Annotated in this window: 19 protein-coding genes; 3 read left to right on the top strand and 16 right to left on the bottom strand. The window is 52.4% G+C overall.

Annotated elements, in window-relative coordinates; translation table 11 throughout:
- Window positions 1-16: 16 nt before the first annotated feature.
- The 3 genes from H8S18_RS05040 to H8S18_RS05030 are packed head-to-tail and all read right to left on the bottom strand — an operon-like array spanning window position 17 to window position 3,278.
- Window positions 17-2,143, bottom strand: a complete 2,127-nt coding sequence (locus H8S18_RS05040; protein ID WP_186857211.1) for an NHLP family bacteriocin export ABC transporter peptidase/permease/ATPase subunit — start codon at window positions 2,141-2,143, stop codon at window positions 17-19.
- Window positions 2,144-2,156: 13 nt separating this feature from the next.
- On the bottom strand, window positions 2,157-3,059 hold the full coding sequence (locus tag H8S18_RS05035; RefSeq protein ID WP_186857210.1) for an efflux RND transporter periplasmic adaptor subunit: 903 nt from the start codon (window positions 3,057-3,059) through the stop codon (window positions 2,157-2,159).
- A 30-nt stretch (window positions 3,060-3,089) separates the two neighbouring features.
- Window positions 3,090-3,278, bottom strand: a complete 189-nt coding sequence (locus tag H8S18_RS05030; protein WP_186857209.1) for a hypothetical protein — start codon at window positions 3,276-3,278, stop codon at window positions 3,090-3,092.
- Between the two features lie 225 nt (window positions 3,279-3,503).
- On the opposite strand from H8S18_RS05030, the gene H8S18_RS05025 reads away from it, so the two are divergent.
- On the top strand, window positions 3,504-3,737 hold the full coding sequence (locus tag H8S18_RS05025; protein WP_186857208.1) for a hypothetical protein: 234 nt from the start codon (window positions 3,504-3,506) through the stop codon (window positions 3,735-3,737).
- A 96-nt stretch (window positions 3,738-3,833) separates the two neighbouring features.
- The gene (locus H8S18_RS05020; protein ID WP_186857207.1) at window positions 3,834-4,844 is read left to right on the top strand and encodes a carboxypeptidase-like regulatory domain-containing protein; all 1,011 of its coding nucleotides are present in this window, start codon (window positions 3,834-3,836) and stop codon (window positions 4,842-4,844) included.
- 56 nt (window positions 4,845-4,900) lie between these two features.
- Here H8S18_RS05020 and H8S18_RS05015 read toward each other — a convergent pair whose 3' ends face one another.
- The 5 genes from H8S18_RS05015 to H8S18_RS04995 form a co-directional block, all read right to left on the bottom strand.
- Complete coding sequence (locus tag H8S18_RS05015; protein ID WP_186857206.1) at window positions 4,901-5,902, bottom strand: hypothetical protein; 1,002 nt, start codon at window positions 5,900-5,902, stop codon at window positions 4,901-4,903.
- A 20-nt stretch (window positions 5,903-5,922) separates the two neighbouring features.
- Entirely contained in the window at window positions 5,923-7,062 is a 1,140-nt protein-coding gene (locus H8S18_RS05010; protein ID WP_186857205.1) for an RtcB family protein, read from the bottom strand.
- On the bottom strand, window positions 7,059-7,826 hold the full coding sequence (locus tag H8S18_RS05005) for a nucleotidyltransferase domain-containing protein (RefSeq protein WP_186857204.1): 768 nt from the start codon (window positions 7,824-7,826) through the stop codon (window positions 7,059-7,061). Before H8S18_RS05005 ends, H8S18_RS05010 begins: the two co-directional genes overlap by 4 nt.
- Window positions 7,823-8,548 (bottom strand): nucleotidyltransferase family protein, encoded by a 726-nt coding sequence (locus tag H8S18_RS05000; RefSeq protein WP_186857203.1) that lies wholly within the window; start codon window positions 8,546-8,548, stop codon window positions 7,823-7,825. The genes H8S18_RS05005 and H8S18_RS05000 overlap by 4 nt, the downstream gene beginning before the upstream one ends.
- A gap of 69 nt (window positions 8,549-8,617) precedes the next feature.
- Entirely contained in the window at window positions 8,618-8,905 is a 288-nt protein-coding gene (locus H8S18_RS04995; protein WP_186857202.1) for a hypothetical protein, read from the bottom strand.
- A gap of 194 nt (window positions 8,906-9,099) precedes the next feature.
- On the opposite strand from H8S18_RS04995, the gene H8S18_RS04990 reads away from it, so the two are divergent.
- Window positions 9,100-9,810: a LytR/AlgR family response regulator transcription factor gene (locus tag H8S18_RS04990; RefSeq protein WP_186857201.1), complete on the top strand. Its 711-nt coding sequence runs from the start codon at window positions 9,100-9,102 to the stop codon at window positions 9,808-9,810.
- Here the strand turns inward: H8S18_RS04990 and H8S18_RS04985 are convergent.
- From H8S18_RS04985 to H8S18_RS04950, 8 genes are all read right to left on the bottom strand, one after another.
- Window positions 9,807-11,471 carry a sensor histidine kinase gene (locus H8S18_RS04985; protein ID WP_186857200.1) on the bottom strand — a complete coding sequence of 555 codons (1,665 nt, stop codon included), beginning with the start codon at window positions 11,469-11,471 and terminating at the stop codon, window positions 9,807-9,809. The genes H8S18_RS04990 and H8S18_RS04985 overlap by 4 nt on opposite strands.
- Window positions 11,472-11,780: 309 nt before the next feature.
- Window positions 11,781-12,131 (bottom strand): hypothetical protein, encoded by a 351-nt coding sequence (locus tag H8S18_RS04980; protein WP_186857199.1) that lies wholly within the window; start codon window positions 12,129-12,131, stop codon window positions 11,781-11,783.
- A 203-nt stretch (window positions 12,132-12,334) separates the two neighbouring features.
- On the bottom strand, window positions 12,335-12,565 hold the full coding sequence (locus H8S18_RS04975) for a hypothetical protein (protein ID WP_186857198.1): 231 nt from the start codon (window positions 12,563-12,565) through the stop codon (window positions 12,335-12,337).
- 111 nt (window positions 12,566-12,676) lie between these two features.
- The gene (locus H8S18_RS04970) at window positions 12,677-13,405 is read right to left on the bottom strand and encodes an SDR family oxidoreductase (RefSeq protein WP_186857197.1); all 729 of its coding nucleotides are present in this window, start codon (window positions 13,403-13,405) and stop codon (window positions 12,677-12,679) included.
- The gene (locus H8S18_RS04965) at window positions 13,402-13,857 is read right to left on the bottom strand and encodes a GNAT family N-acetyltransferase (RefSeq protein WP_186857196.1); all 456 of its coding nucleotides are present in this window, start codon (window positions 13,855-13,857) and stop codon (window positions 13,402-13,404) included. The genes H8S18_RS04970 and H8S18_RS04965 overlap by 4 nt, the downstream gene beginning before the upstream one ends.
- 1 nt (window position 13,858) lies before the next feature.
- Window positions 13,859-14,359, bottom strand: coding sequence for an HD domain-containing protein (locus H8S18_RS04960; RefSeq protein WP_186857195.1), 501 nt, complete (start codon window positions 14,357-14,359; stop codon window positions 13,859-13,861).
- Window positions 14,360-14,371: 12 nt separating this feature from the next.
- Window positions 14,372-15,040, bottom strand: coding sequence for a DUF6320 domain-containing protein (locus tag H8S18_RS04955; protein ID WP_186857194.1), 669 nt, complete (start codon window positions 15,038-15,040; stop codon window positions 14,372-14,374).
- Window positions 15,027-16,301: an alcohol acetyltransferase gene (locus H8S18_RS04950; protein ID WP_186857193.1), complete on the bottom strand. Its 1,275-nt coding sequence runs from the start codon at window positions 16,299-16,301 to the stop codon at window positions 15,027-15,029. Before H8S18_RS04950 ends, H8S18_RS04955 begins: the two co-directional genes overlap by 14 nt.
- Between the last annotated feature and the right edge of the window lie 84 nt (window positions 16,302-16,385).

Genomic DNA, 16,385 nt, shown 5'->3' with positions numbered 1-16,385 from the left:
TCTTTATTCTTGCCGCTCAGCGGTTGATCATCTGCTCATACTGCCCATGCTTTTTGATAAGCTCCTCATGCGTGCCCCGCTCGCACGCCGTTCCTTCCCGCAGGACGATGATCTCGTCGCAGTCCCGTATGGTGGACAGGCGGTGCGCGACGATAATCAGTGTGATCCCCCGCGCCTTCAGATTCTCCATAATGCGCCGTTCCGTTCCTGCGTCGAGCGCCGAAGTCGCCTCGTCGAGAATCAGGATCGACGGCTTTGTCACAAGCGCACGGGCAATCTCGATCCTCTGCCTCTGCCCGCCGGAAAGGTTTTTCCCGTTTTCCCGTATGATATGCGCGTAACCGTCCGGCCATTGCATGATATCCTCGTGTATCTCCGCAAGCCGGCACGCCTCCACAATATCCTGTTCCGGTATTCCGCTGTCCCACATGGTGATATTATCTGCCACCGTGTCTTCAAAAAGCACGATCTCCTGATCGACGGCGCTCACCGAATTTGTCATCACAATGTGCGGCCATTCCCGCCTCGGCTTTCCGTCAAACAGGATTTCTCCGCTCCACAGCGGATACAGCCCCAATACCAATTTTGCCAGCGTGGATTTCCCGCTGCCCGAACCTCCTACGAACGCGACGCTTTTTCCTTTCTCCAGGCGCAGGGAAAAATCCTCGATCAGCGGGATCGCGCGCTGATTGTAGCCAAACGTAATATGCGAAAGTTCCAGACACCCGTCCAGCTTTTCGTCCGTCATATCCTCCATTTCTCCCGCGATGTCGGCCGGATAGCAGAACACATCGTCTACCCGCTCCATCTGCGTGCGCATCTCGACGAGCGCGCTGCCAAGCTGCGAAAGGTTTTCGACCGGTGTGAGGAAGGACGACAGGAAGCCCTGAAACGCAAGCAGCATACCGATTGTAAATTGCCCGTCAATAATCAGATACACGCCGAGCATCAGCACGGCGGCATTGGCCATCTGCTGGATAAACTGCGGCACAGAGGAATAATATTGATTGCGCCGCCGGTATTGTATCACGTCGGTGTTTGCGGACGCGTACTGCCCGCTCCATCTGCCGTAAAAGCCGTTTTCCGCGCCCGCGGCCTTGATGCTCTCGATCATATCGAAACCTGCCGTCATCGTGCCGGACACCAGCCCGATCTTCCGCTCGAGCGCGCGCCTGTTGTTTGCCCTTTTCGCGGAAACGAGCCGCATCATGACCAGGTTGACGGCCACAGCCGCGAGCCCCACCAGAGACAGCATGACGCTGTACCGGAGCATGATGAAAAGATAGACTACGATCAGGCAGACGTTTACCACAGCAGGGGCGATCTGGCGGATCAGCGTGGAGGCGATGCTCTCGTTGCTTTCCTGCCGCGCGACGATATCCCCAATATACCGTTGCGCAAAAAAACGGACGGGCAGACGCAAAACGTGCCACATAAACGCCGAGCTTGCCTGCACCGCCATTCTGCCCTCGATGCGCGTCCACACATGATCCTGTATCGCCGTTGCAACAAACCGGAATACAAGCACCCCCAGCATGACGCAAATGAGCAGCTTCAGCCATTCCATATTGTTTCCGGTCAGAATCTGATCCATGAATATTTTGGTGAAAAAGGGAATCGTCACCGTCAATGCCATATTGACGACCGACCACAGCAGGACAAACGCAAGGATTTTCCCGCTGCCGGACAGGCGTTTTTTGATAAAACGAAAGACGCCGGGAGGCTCCCCTTCCCTGCGGAAGTCTTTTCCCGGTTCCATCTCTAACGCGATCCCCGTGAAGCATTCGTCCAGCTCTTTCATTTCAACGGTGATTCTGCCGCGTGCCGGATCGTTGATGACCGCCTTATTGCCGCGGAAACCGTTCAGAACGACGAAATGGTTGAAGCCCCAGTGCAAAATCATGGGGAACTTGCACGTCTTCAGGCGCTCCGGCTCCATCCGGTAGCCCTGGGCGGTAAGCCCATACTCCCGCGCCGTCTGCACGATGCTTTTTGCCGTGCTTCCGTCGCGCGATATGCCGCAGTCACTGCGCACCTGGTCGAGCGGGATCCATTTCCCGTAATATGCCGCTATCATCGCCAGGCAGGCCGCGCCGCATTCCTGCGCTTCCATTTGCATAATGACCGGAACCTTCTTTACCATCGTTTCCGCCCTCTTACGCGCCGAGCGCCAATTCATAGGCTCTTTGTTCGCTTAAGATAAAGACGATATCGCATTCCGTTCCAACCGGTATTTCGAGGCTGTTCCCCACACCGTTCGACCATAAGGCGGAATTTGCGGCATCCGTTACCTCCGGATCGACCTCCAGCGATATACGGACTTTGACGTTATCGCCGTTTTCATCCAGGACATTCTCTACATGATGGATATCGCCTACTTCGGAAGCGATGTCCTCCTCCGACGAGGGGAATTGGTCGATCCCCGTTACATATCCATACATATACCCGTATTCTTCGCGCGACGCATAGGAGGGAGAGACCTGCACTTCCGTCCCGACCTCGAGCTGCCTTGCCATATCGGCAGAAACATAGCACAACACCCTATACTTGCTCGTTTCGTCCTCCATGCGCGCGATGCTCATGACCGTTTCGTTCTTTTCCACGACATCGTTTTGGTTCTTCGCGTCCAGCACGATCCCATAGACTTGAGACCGTATGACGCCTTGTTCATATAGCTGCCACTTTTCGGAAACTTCTGTTTGTCCCGCGCCCGCCGCCTGCATGGTGCGCAGTTCCGCGATAAGCTCCGGCTGCGCGATGACCGCAACAATATCGTGCAGCCCCACTTCATCTCCCGTGGCCACACGCATATCCTGTATTTTTCCGCTTGTCTCCGCAACGACAGTTACCGTCCCGTCGTCTGGAAAGATGATCCCCCTGGCTTCCGCCGTCTCCGGCACCGTGCCCAGGGCAAACCAAACTACGCCCCCCACGACAAGAGCCAGACACGCAATAAGGACGCTCCACAAACCCGGATTCGTCACCTTCATTGCCTCGTCCAGCTTGTCCGGCGAGCTAATTTTCTCCAACGGTTTTTTACGAAAAAAGGGTTGGTTCATATCTTCTCGTCTTACTCGGATGCAAAATCGTTATTTCAGGAACCTGCTCGGCAGTTTGACGGAATTATCCGCCGTTTCGGCCGAGTCAAGCAGCGATTCTATTTCGGCTGTGTTCACGGCGCTGCGCCCCCCCGCGGCATACTCCAGCTCATCGTCGGCCAGCAGCTGCTTTTCTGCTTCATATTCCTGTTTCTGCATGGTTTCCTGTTCTTTCATCATAATCGCTCCTTTCCCGGCGAACCGCACTGTGCTGCTTTTTATATTGATTGATACTTCCTTATTTTTATTATATACCAGAAACGCATCCGTCTTCCCGCTGTTTACGCCGCAAAAACAGCCGTTTACGCCCAACCGGTTGAAGGGGAGGCTGGCGGAAAGTACAATATAACCGATGAAATTCTTACCTTTGGGAATGAACGTTCTGGTTTGAAGGGGATGGGAAAAATGAATTTTTCCAAAAAAGAACAATACGGCGGCGGTACGCCTGAACGCACAGGCCGCGCCGGGGAGGCCAGTTCTTCCGTATGCTGCCCCCGCTGCGGGGGCCGGGAGTTTCTGCTGAATCCGGACAACGGCGTTTTTTTGGATTGCTGCTGCAAGGACTGTGGTTATACGATAGGGCTTCCGATGCCCCACCGTTGGGACTGGCCCCGCAACGAAAAAAGAATCCCAATATAAAACCGTTTCCTTTGGCTTTTCCCAGTGGAAAGAAAGAGGATGCGTCCCGCCCGGTTCGCTGAGCCGTGCGCATGAATCAAAAGGAGGTTTCACGCTATGAAGAAAAAAACTGCTTTCCTACTGACAATTGTTTGCGCGTTGGTGCTGCTGGTTCCTTCCATCGCATTTGCCGACGGCCCATTCAAAGAATATGCTTTTAATATTGAATTAGTTGAATGGGAAGGGCCCAATCCCGAATCAATCAAGGTTCCCGCGACGATTACCGTTGTCGACAAGGACGGCAATACCTATGTAACCGAATATCCTGTCGGAGCCGATTCCGTGGAAGCAAAGGCCGGTTATGGAATGAACCGGATAACCATCGAGGCGGATGGATATCAAACTGTAACGCTCGACGCACAGTGTGATAGTTATTTAACCCCTATAGAGTCTTTCATACTAAAGCCAATCGTGGATAAAAATTCCATTTGCGAGCTTTTCGGTATGGTAACGGATGAGGACGGCAATCCGATTCCGGGCGCGGAAGTAAACTGGGGCAACTATGGGACGTTTACGGACGACAGCGGCTTTTATGCCCTGGAAGCGCAGCCCGGAACGGCGAACCTCATGGTTTCCGCCGAGGGATTCGCGTTATATGCCGAACCGGTCTCCCTTAGCGAAGGCGGAATGAACAAGGATGTTGTTCTTTCCCCCGCGCAGACCGCCGTCCTCTCCGGTACGGTGACGGACGCAGGCGGCAATCCGGTTTCCGGCGCGGAGGTGAACTGGGACAATTATGGGACGTTTACGGACGCAACCGGCTTCTATTCCATGGAAGTGGAGCCCGGGACGGCGAACCTCATGGTGTCTGCCGACGGGTTTGAGCTGTATTCCGAACCGCTTTCCATAGACGGGGATTCCACCAAACATGTCCTGCTGACGGCCGCGGAAACGGCTGCCGCAGAGACCGAGACCGGAGACGGCCAGACAGACCAGACGTCCTCCGACTCCTCCAAGGCTCCCAAAACAGGCGATGAAGCGGACATATTTCCCTACCTTCTCCTGGCAGTCGCCTGCGCCGCCGTTCTGTTCGCCGCGCTCCGTTACAGGCGCGCGTACAACAGGTAAAGCATAAAACCGTATCCAATAAAAATGCCCCCTATACCGGAATATAGGGGGCATTTTTATTGACTGCTTAGTTTCCGTATCGGCCGGACGGGCGCGATCCTGACGTACGCCTTTGCCCGCTCCAGCCTGCCGTCCCGCCATGTGAGCTTGAAGTGGCTCAGCAGCGAAGCCATAGTGAGAAATTCCAGTTCGCCGGACGGTGCGATCCACGGCACGTATTCCGCGCGGATACAGCCGTCGAGAAGCGCAAGCCGTTTATCTGCCGCCCCTTTGCCCATGAGCATCGCCGGAAACCGTTTTCCCCCTGACGCGAGGAATTTTTTCTGTACGCCCGGGAGCATGACGGGGAGGCAAAAATCCCAGCCAAATACCGGCCCTGTCGACCCGTCTGCCAAAATATCCAGATTCCATATCCAGCCGTATTCTGTATAGTCCGCAAAAAACTCCGGCAGCGGCTCAAAAAACTCCGGCAGCCCCAAGCATTTCAAGGTCCGGCACAGCCCTCTGGCGCGCAAAACGCCGCGCTGTTCCCGCTTCAGCACACAGCACAGGCGCAGCGGAGAAGCTTCCCGCCCTGTCATCAGGCCAATATGCCAAAAACCGGCGATACCTTCCGTCTTTTCCAGCAGACGAAACAGGCTGTTCCGCCCGCTGCCTTTCCAGCCGAGCAGATCGAGGACTTCCCCGAGCCTCCGGGCATATTCCGGCGCATTTTCCAGTGTAAAAAAGAAAGAGGGAGGCGCGTCTTTGCCCAGATCAAACTCAAAACCCGCTGCTTGCCCCAATCCTTTGCTGCCGGCAAACCAGTCAAAAAACCGGCAATATTCCGTTTTCCGGTATGCCAATATCCTGTCCCCGCGCTTCAGCTGCAGCATAAAATCCGTATGCGGCGTTCCCGCCAATGGAAATTCCAGATAAAACTGCGCGCTTTCCGCCCGGACATCAATCTCCTCCAGCGTTTTGAGAATCGGTCCGGTTTCCCCGAACAAAACGTCCTTCCGCCCACCGCGGGACAGAAGCTCCAGCCAATAAGCGCATAATTCCCTGGAAGTCAGCATCCCAAAAACTCCTTTCCCGCTTAAAACGCGCGTTTGAAATTATAGAGCGGGACAATATGCTCCACGATATCCACCGTTTCGCGCATGGCCTGCGCGATCTCCTCCATGGGCTTATAAGCCTGCGGCGCTTCGTCTACCGCGTCCAGCCCCGTATCGGGAACATATACGTTCCTGATCTCCCGGCGGTAATCCTCCACGGCGATCATTGCCCGCGCCTGTTTGCGCCACATCAACCTGCCCGCCCCATGCGGCGCCGAAAAATTCCATTCCCCGTTGCCTTTTCCTACGCAGATAAAACCTCCGTCCCGCATGTTCATGGGAATATAGAGGCGTTCCCCCTTTCGTGCGCTCACCGCTCCTTTGCGGAGTATCCGGTTTTCCCGGTCTATAGTATTATGGGCGGTGTCGAACCGTTCTTCCACCGTAAGGCCCATTTCTTCGCACACGTCACCGAGCATAATCTGCCGGGCGGCAGCTGCAATTTCCGCCAGTATTCCTATATCGTTCAGGTATTCTTCCAGCAGACGGCCCGTAAGCGCCGTTCGGGCAACAGCCTCCCTTTCTTCATAGGAAGCGGCGGCCATAGGCGTTCCCATCGCCTCGCCCAGACGGTCGCAGTAATACCGTGTTATCGGTTTGGAAGCGCTGACGCACCCGGCATGAACTACAAGATACAGGGCACCGTCTTCCCCCCTGTCGAGTTCAATAAAATGGTTCCCTCCGGTAACGAGCATGCCGACCTTGCAGATCACTTCTTCTTTCGAAACGGCGTCCCTGCAGCGCAGCCTGTCCCACGGAAGCGCCTCCGCCAGCGGATGCGGTTTCGCGCGCTGCATGGGGAAGCAGGGAATCCGCCTCAGCACCGCGCGGTGAAGCGCGTCCAGATCGATCTCCCGCTCTTTTAAGCGGACGACATGCACGCCGCAGCCGATATCAAACCCAAGAAGCGTATAGGGTATTCCCCCGCCTTCCTCGTCAAAACGCACGGTCAGGCCGTTCACGCATGATATTCCGCAATAATGCACGTCCGGCATGACGCGTATTTTCCAATTTTTGCTGTATGGCATTCCACACAGGCGTTCCAGCTCCTGTTCAGCCGATTCCTCGTGCTGCCGCGCATATACGACTGCCTCGTTATACAGCCCTTTTATCCGTATCATTCTTCTCTCCCTGAAATTCCTCCGGCGCCTTCCCCAAAACAGGAAAAATCCGCGTCCATGAAGTTGATCCGTATGGGGGTGGAAAGCATATACCTTCCCCATACCGTGATGTCCTCCGCATCCGCATCCGGCCGCAGCGCCTTTTCAACGATCGCGTAAGCCTCCGGCGCATCCCTTTTCAGATAGCGGAGCATCATTTTCGCCCCCACCGGCAGCGCGTCGCACAGTATATACAACAAAGAAAAGCTTTCCAGCAAAAAAAATTTCGCAAGATGCTCCCGCAGCTTGCCGCCGTTAGCGATTGCGTGTAAATCAGCTTGAATCTGCTCTTTTGCCTCTTCCTTCGCACGCCCGGGCAGAGGCAGCCAATCGCGCACCGCCTCGTTGACCCGTTTCAGGTAAATATCCCCGGTTCCATTCTTCTGGCGAAGTACTTTTCCACTGAAGGTCGTCAGGTGAAACGGATCGAGGCGGTAGGAGAGGTTCAGGCAGCGTATACTCCGTTTCATGACTGAAATTTTTACGCCGCGGATTTCCTCTTCCAGCGCCTCGCCGGAGAGGCTCAGCCGAGACATCGTAAGCCTCCGAAGTTCCGGAAAGGGATTCGGCGGATCCGGTTCTTTTACTAAGCAGAGCAAGTCCATATCGCTGTCCGCTTTCCAACACCCCGCGGCATAAGAGCCGTAGAGAATGATTGCTTCCGGATCATATTTTTCTTGGATCAGCTCTGCCGCCCGCCGACAAATTTCAGGCACTTTCTTCACGGCTCTTGAGCCTCCTTTGCTTTTCCAAACCAAAAATCGTTGGCATTCACAGGCCATTTGCGGTACAGCGCCGCGTTTGCCCATGCGCGTACCTCCTCTTTCCCCGCGCTTTTTGAAATCGCGCGCATATAGAGCCGGAACGCCTCCGGCGCGTCCCGCTCGAGCATGAGGCAGGCCATTTTTTCTCCGGGATAAATCTGGCCGCTGAGCAAAAACAACGCCTCCAGGCAGCGTATCGTCGCCCGTAAACGGAGGTAGTTCGCTTCCGGCGTACCTGAAAAAGCGGCTGAGAGCATGCTTTCTATCCATGCCCTCAACCGCCGCTTCGCTTCCCCGGGCATCTTGGGAGCGTTCTCCCTTCCCCTCCTTATTTTCTCCAAGAAAAGCGCGCCCCTGCCATGCGGATCATAGACCGGAATCCCAATCTTCACAACGCCAAACTCAGGCAGGGTACATTCTGTTTTCAAAACCGCCGCGTTGTACGAAAAGCAACGCACCTCGCGCCCCAGCGCCTCCGTTTTCCAAACGCGGCTCCCGCCTTCACGGTGGAGCGCGTAGAAATCAACATCACTCCATTCCCCCGCCCGTCCGTCCGCGCGCGATCCAAACAGGATCAGCGCCTCCACTTCCGTTGCTTCCATCAGCTCCAGCAGCCTGCGCGCCGCTTCCCGGACAACGGCGTCTTTGTGTTTGATCTCCGTACCGCAAACAGGGTCTTCCATTTCTTCGTCGTCCTTTACCGAATACTTTTATCCCGTTCTCCCGAATCTGCCTCAATCCGGTCCCGAAAATTAGTCTAAATAGATAATACGATACTGCATATAGTTATAATATTCTATCCTGAAAGGCCTGCCTTCATTGCCATATCCGCCGACTACCGCTTCAAGCATATCGTCCGGAATCTCGGCCTTATCTTTTTTCAGGTCTATGATATAGGAAATCTCTTCTTCGGACAGCTCCACCCCGTTTGCCAGCGCGGTCTGCTTCAGCTCTTCCCCCGTTTCGCACTGCCAGCAGGCGGTCACCACAGTCTGGCGGTCTTCCGGTTTTATTTTCTCTAAAATACCTTTGATATCCATAACGTTTCCCTCCTTATGCCGGCCCGCTGCGGGCACGTTTCTTTAAGATTATTATACTATGGACGTTTTTATCTTTTTTTGTCGTTTACGACGCGAAGCCTGCTGTTTACGCATGGCTGCCCTCCCGCCACATTGAACTTGCCCGGGCCATTTGATAAAATAAAAATAAACTAGAAGTAAAAAGGAGGACGTGAATGTACCGAGTCGCTGTGTGTGAAAATAACCGGCACGAACGGAAAAACATAGATAAACTTTGCAATGAGATTTTATCGGAAAGCGGGTTTCCTTTCCGCGTTACTTCTTTCTGTGGAGCCGATGAACTGCTTTGCGTATTGGAGGAAAATCCTTTTGCGTTTGATCTGCTGATTCTGGATATCAGGATGGAACCCTTGAGCGGTATGGAACTCGCCCGCCGCCTGCGTGCGGAGGGCAACCGGGTGAGCATTATTTTTGCGACAGGCTATGAGGAATATTTGCGCGAAGGTTATGACGTTCAGCCCATCCAGTATCTTTTGAAGCCCATCACAAAGGAAGCGCTGCACAAGGCCATCAACGTTGATTTGCAGTTGAACCACATTCCAAAAGCGATTTCCCTGAGCTATGGGAATAAATCTGTCTTTCTGGAGACCGACCAGATTATTTATCTGGAAAGCCAGAACCATAATGTCTATATTTGGATGAAAGATGAAGTCCGTTCCTTTCGAATGTCCCTGCGCCAGGCTCAGGAATACCTTCCGGACAGCCAGTTCTGCCGCTGCCACAACAGTTTTATCGTCAATATGGCATGGATCCGGCATTTGTCCCATTCGGAGATCCTTTTGAAAACAGGACAGACTCTGCCCGTTGGGCGCAGCTATTACCGCGCGCTTCAATCCAATCTGGTGCGGTATCTGAACCGTATTTAATGTGTTTCTTCCGCGCTTTTTAGCTGAAGCGCGGTTTGCACGCGGAAGACGCCGCCGTCCGTATCGATCTCAAGGCTGGAGCCATACTTTTTGGCGATCTCTTCCATAATACGTATCCCGTAGCCGTGGGCAACAGAATTTTGCTTTTTTGTCAGCAGGCGGCCTTTTTCATTTCGTGAGAGCTCCCCATTATATGGATTTTCGCAGCAGACCGTAAGGAACTCTCCTTTTTTCGCGATACGCAGCCTGATATACCTCCGCTTCCTATCGCTCATCTTGATACAGCTTTCTTCCGCATTATCCAGCATATTCATCAGCAGGCTGCTCAGGTCGCTGCTTGCGATTTCCATGTTCTCCGGTACGCAAGCCTCGGCTTCAAAGCAGATCGCTTCTTCCGCAGCCCGTGTCGCGTAATTCTGCAGGATCGCATTTACGATAAAATTCTCTGTAAAATGGATACGCGTCATATCCGTTTCCTGTTGGTTCAGGTCCTGCAGGTATTCCTTTAGTTCCGCTATATTTCCTTCCTGCAACAAAAAATTCATCGCCGCAATGTGGTTTTTGATTTCATGCCGCAGCGCAGCTACCTGATGCGTATTCTGTTTGATTGCCCGGTAGCTGCCTGCCAGCAGTTCATTTTTCATCATAAGAGCCTCACGCTCCGACCGGTCCTCGGCTATGCTTCGTATGATATTGTATGCGGAAATGGCTATGCTTACGAAAAGCAAGTAAGCAGTGATCCAATACAGCAGGCCGCTATAAACCCCGGCCGTTAAAAAACCCTCGATTTCGTTATTGATAAAATTCGCAAGGTACGTCCCTCCGGCAAATGAAATCAGGTAGGCGACTGCAAGTACTATGCCTGCGCAGGCGCTTACCCTGCCAAAATATTTCCAGAATCCGCGCCTGCGGTTCAGCAGGAAGTATGCCACAATCAGGATAACGGGAAGAAATTGAAATACAGGCTCGGTAAGGACGGAAACCATGTTTTCCGGCAGGAAAAATACTCCCATTCCGAACGCCATGCGGTGGAACAGCAGGATCAGCGCCGCTATGGCAAGCAAAAGCGGGGTGATATCTTTCCGGGACATAAACAGGCTGAACAGGAACAACCCGCTCGTAACAACAACGATACAGCCATAGACTCCTGCGAGTATCCCATAATAATTCCCATATGCGTAGGTCTGCACATCTTCGTTCCATGTTGAATTTATAAAGGGGACGGGCGTTACATATTCCATTCCTTCCCCGGTAAAACGGTATTGCATGGTAAGGATTTGCCCGGTATAATTTTCCGGCAACAAAATTTTGATTTCAGCCGTACGCCCGCCCGAAACGGACTCGCTGTAAATCTGTTCTCCGTTCAGCCAGAATGTAACTTCGCTTTCCGTGGTCAAAAGATGCAGCTTTGCGTCACGGATCTCTCCCTCGAGCGGCGCGGACATTACATAAGTTTTTCCATTTTCCAAGCCTTCTATATTTCCGTATTCATCGACCGGCTGAGGCAGTTTCGTTCCATCTTCTTCGAGAATATATACTTCGTTCCACACAACATAGGACTGCTCCGCCTCCGCATGGGTAAAGACCGACAAGAACCCCATCACACCGGCGCATATGATGATAAAAACAACTGTTCCCCAAAATATTTTTTTCTTTTTCATTCCTTTATTTCCTTAAAAATTTTCGCAATAGCAGTTTGAAACCGGCTGGTGCCAAAAAGGTTCTTTTTCCGCCCCGCCGCGTTTTTTTTAGTATATCATAAATCATTTTTTCCAGGCAATTCGTCCGGTCCACTTATTGTGCCCATGCGGCCGTATGCTTCCATAGGCTCTTAACATGCCCGCATATATCTTCCTTCTCCCTTTCAACTCCGGTTATTGGAAACATTTTCTCTCCTCAAAATATACTGATTCACCCGGCAATATTTTAAGTTATCTCCAAAAAAACTTTGATTCCTTAGTTTTTTCAATTTAGATAACTTTGCGGAAAAATGATTTCATCTTCTTTGATGTGGGGATGATGGCCCTCATTGGCCCTCCGGGATCCGGTACTTCCGTTGCGGTTGTGGCGGAAGAAGCAGTGAAATAAGGTGTTTGAACGCCACTTTGCGTATTAAAACAATTTTTGATTTGAGGGTTAGGCTCATCAGGAAGATATGGGGCCATGGAAAATGGAAAATCTTCGTATATGCCGGAAGGACAATTTAACCTTCCAAGGCGGCAGACAAAAAACATCTTGACGATTGCAGACGCCATGATTTGCGGAAAGACCCAGGCAGGCATTACAAACGGTTTTAGCGGCGCTGTACTTCCTGCTGTCACGTACAGCCTGTACGCAAAAGATTCATACGGGTTACGTGAAACATCCGGCCTCCCGCTCCATGCCCTCCTATTTGCACGATTTGCTTTTTAACGAAATAAGGAGGCACTCTTTTTAAGACGGGGCGACCCCGGCACGGAATGCCCATAAAACCTTATGCAAAAGCCGAGATGATAAAAAAGCCGCCCTGTTGGGCGGCGAAAAGTTAAGACTTCATATCGCGGTATTCAATATTTCCGCATTTTTTACATTGAATCTTGAGTCTGTTTACGGAGGGGCATCCAATAATATCCCAATCCGAGCAATTGCATTTATTGCATACAGCATATTTATTGCCATACCAATGATGTTCAGGGTTGATTTCAACGCCGCCGTTTGCCTCCCGCAGTTCTTCATCCGTAAGTGGCATCCCTTTAACGTCTGTAATTTTCGCCATAATCAGTTACCTCCTGTATTGATATTATATACGGCCCTGTTCTGCAAGCAGCTCATAGGTCTAACAAAAAATAATTTCCAAGCATTCCTGCAATGATCCGTTGGAACCGATTCAGCACAAAAACCCACCGTCTACGGGCAGGAGGATACCTGTGACGTAATCGGACGCGCGGGAACACAAAAACAAAAGTGCTCCCGTGAGGTCCTCCATTTTCCCAAAACGGCCGAGAGGAGTATGCGAAAGAAGCTGGATGCCGATTTCGGGATCGTTCATGGACGCCGCCGTCATATCCGTCAGGATATACCCTGGCGCAAGTCCGTTGACGTTAATATGATATTTTCCCCATTCCTTTGCAAGTGCCTTCGTCATTTGGAGAAGCGCCGCCTTGCTTGCGCTATAGGCGGAACTGCGGTCCCCCGCGAGTATGGAGCGCACCGAACAAATATTGACGATCTTTCCCCCGCCTTGGACAATCATTTCCCGTCCGGCAAGCTGGCTCACGCGGAATGCGGCAACCACATTGACCTGCATGATCGCTTCCCATTCTTCCGCCGGAAAATGTTCCGCGTCGTCTTTTTTGTGCAGGCCCGCGGCATTGATAAGGATATCCAGCCCGCCGAGGGCTTTTACCGCTTCCGCAAAGGCACGCTGCGTGTTTTCCGCATCCAACAAATCACATTTTACCGGAATAAGCCCTTGCTCTTCCACCGGCGTTCCATGATAAAACACCGCAACTTTGGCTCCGGCTTTCTTCAGCATTTTTGCAAGCGCAAGGCCAATGCCCCTGCTTCCGCCCGTCACGAGCGCGCGTTTTCCCTCAACATCAAATAATTCCTTCATTTTAATTCCTTTGCAAAGCAGGCCATGTTTTCGATTAACGCGCCGTTTTCATAGAGCGGCTCCGGGTAATTCCCGGAAAAAAAGCCGTTTACCGTGTGCGTATACCGAAACCCAAGCTTTTGGTAAAACTCCTTGCAGCCGCAGGGAATATCTGCCGTTCCCACACGCATTCTTTTGTATGCGCCGCCATAAATTTCAAATAAGCCTTCCACCATCCTGCGGCCGTATCCTTTTCCCCGGAGGGCCTGCGCAACGGCGAGATTCTTCAGCTCGCATTCCCCGTCTGCAAGCGGAAGAACTACGGCAACAGCCGCGGGCTCTCCTTTTTCCTCCAACACAAAAAGCGTTCCGTCTTCAAGATACCTGTCTATCATCTCTTCAGAGGGATCCGCTTCGAGTAGCAGTTCCAAATATTCTTTTTTCCCACACTCTATTTTTCTGATTGTTTCCATCTTATCCAGGCAGCGCAAAAAGATCATTCAGCGCTTTGGTTCCCGCTTTTGTCCGGAAAATATTTTTCCTGGCCATGAGAACCGTTTGTTTATCCGCTTTTTCTTCATGCAAATTCACAAGAAAATCCGCTTCCACCAGAATCCGGTAATCTTCCCCTTCGATATCCCGGTATGTATGGTGATGCCCCACCAGGAAGCATACGCGTTCCACCATACCGTCCGGGAATCCGAGGCGGGTAAGGATCTCCCGCGCCACGGGCGGGCCTTCTATTTCCTGAAAGTTCCCGCCGGAAGATTGATATTTTTCAAGGCTGGGCCGGATGCCGATATCGTGCACAATGGCCGCAGCTTCAAGCGTTTCCTGCACCGGAGCCGCGAGGCTTTCCTGCTCCCCGATCAGCTTGGCGAAGGAGTACACTTTTAAAAAATGATTGATCCGCTGGGCTGCGCCGCGTTCATATTCCATCATAGCCGCTACAAGCGGCCCCATTCGAAACCCCATAATCTTCCCCCTTCAGAACCGGAACCTGCGCGCCCGTTCGTCTTTATATCTTCCATTGGCAAACATCAGCATCATAAGAAATGTAAACACCGCATACCCGGCGGCCATGAAGCTCGGCCATACGAAATGCGTAAACCCGAGAAAAATTCCCATAACAGGCGCCTGGCCGAAAAGCAGTACCGCAATCATATAGCCAATATATTCATTCCAGCTCATCTTCCTCGTCAGCACAATATAGGTAGCCAGGAAGATCAGCCCGATGCACGCAAACGGGATGGCAAAATTAACCGACCAAAGCCCGCGCCCCGCATTCCAGTCAAACACGCACAACATTGCGATAATGAAGCAAGCTTGCAGCATCAATTTCAGACTGCCCCGCGTTTTCGATTTTACCGTATGGAGCACGAGCACCCATAGATAGGCGAAGATCGCGGCGATATCGAGGCACCAATAGCCGCCCGCGCTTCCGCGGGTCATCAAGTTGATCCATGCGCAGATTCCCACGGCTCCAAGCGTTACAAGCGCCGGCCAATAGGGCGTTCTTTTTTCCGCCGCCGTGTTTTTATCTGTACGGCATGCCGGATACATTGTATTCGGCGTGCTTTTATGCAGTTTGCGGCCGCAAAGCGGGCATTTCGCCCTTCCTTCAACGGTCACGCCGCAATATTCACACTTTCCCATCCAAAGTCCCCCAGTCGTTCGTATAAACCGTTACTTCTTCGCCCGTTTCCCGCGCAAGAAAACCGAAGAAGTAACGCATAAGCCCTGTTTCCTTTACCGTTCGGATAAAGGAAACGGTTAATTTCCCATCGACAGAACACATACAGCAATTAATAGGGCTGCGTTCCGTGGGATAAATGACTGTTTCCGCATGATCCACATACGGCAGCATATCCGACGGGAGATCTATCCGTCCCACATTGGATACGGTCATCGTCTTTACATCTTCGCTGAAAAACGCGAATACAAACCGTGTTCCCGCATCCCGCATAAACCGCGGGACAGCTTTTACAACCGGATGTTCCATAACCGCGCAGCTTTGCGCCAGGGCATCCCGCAGGTTTTTCTCCTGCGTTTTCTGCCGCAGTTCTTCCTTCACGATCCGAAGCGCGCCGCCGAATGTCTTTGCGTGCCCGATAGGCACGGACACATTGATAACGCAGAAAAAATTCCGGATCGTACGTGTGGGGAATGCGCCGCGCAGGTTAACGGGTACGGACAGCACAATCGGCTCGTCATCCAGGCTTTCATTGATACATTCCCTGTAGATGGAATAAACCATCAATGCGCACAGGTATTCCGTTATGGTTGCCTCCTGCCGCTTCGCCGCCCTTTTCAGCCCGTCAACGGAAAGAACGCCGTGCAGTACGTTCCGTCCGCCCGCGGGCAGCGGCCCGCCCTTGATCTTAAAGGCCGGAGGCAGCTTATACACCGGAGCTTTCGCGCCGTCGTAATATTTCAGAAAACTGTCTTCGTATTCCTCATCCGACATCGCGCCTTCCGGCAGCAGCACCTTGCCTTCCGGATCGATGTCCCTCCCCAGCAGTACCATGTAAGAATACAACAGCGTCTTTAAAAACTCAAGCCCTCCCGTGCCATCTGCCAGCGCATGAAACAGTTCAACCGAAATGCGCCTTTTATACCACAGGATGCGCAGCAAGAAAGGCTCTTTTGCCGAATCAAACGGGGCGCACGGCGTTCCCGTTTCTTCCTGTATGGCAAACGAAGCGTCTGATTGTTCAAAGCCATACCGGCCAAGCCGTACCGCCATATAAGGATAACGCTTGAGCGTTGTTTCCGCCGCTTGCTGCAGGGCCTTAGGATTTACGCTTTCTTTCAAAAGTACCGACAGCCGGAATACCGAAGTGTTCGTTGGCCGGGCAGTTGGCGGGAACAGCTTCGCCGCCGTATCAATCGGATATGTATCGCGTCTGTTTTGCATAGGCCTCCCAAATATCTTCCTGCAACAAAGGCGTGTTATTCCCCCGCCCTTATTATATCAAAAACCAGGCGCTCTATTTCTTAA

The organism is Christensenella tenuis, from assembly GCF_014287795.1.
GTDB lineage: Bacteria > Bacillota > Clostridia > Christensenellales > Christensenellaceae > Christensenella > Christensenella tenuis.
The sequence above is the reverse complement of the archived record's forward strand: the minus strand, read 5'-3'. Positions and strand labels throughout refer to the sequence as shown.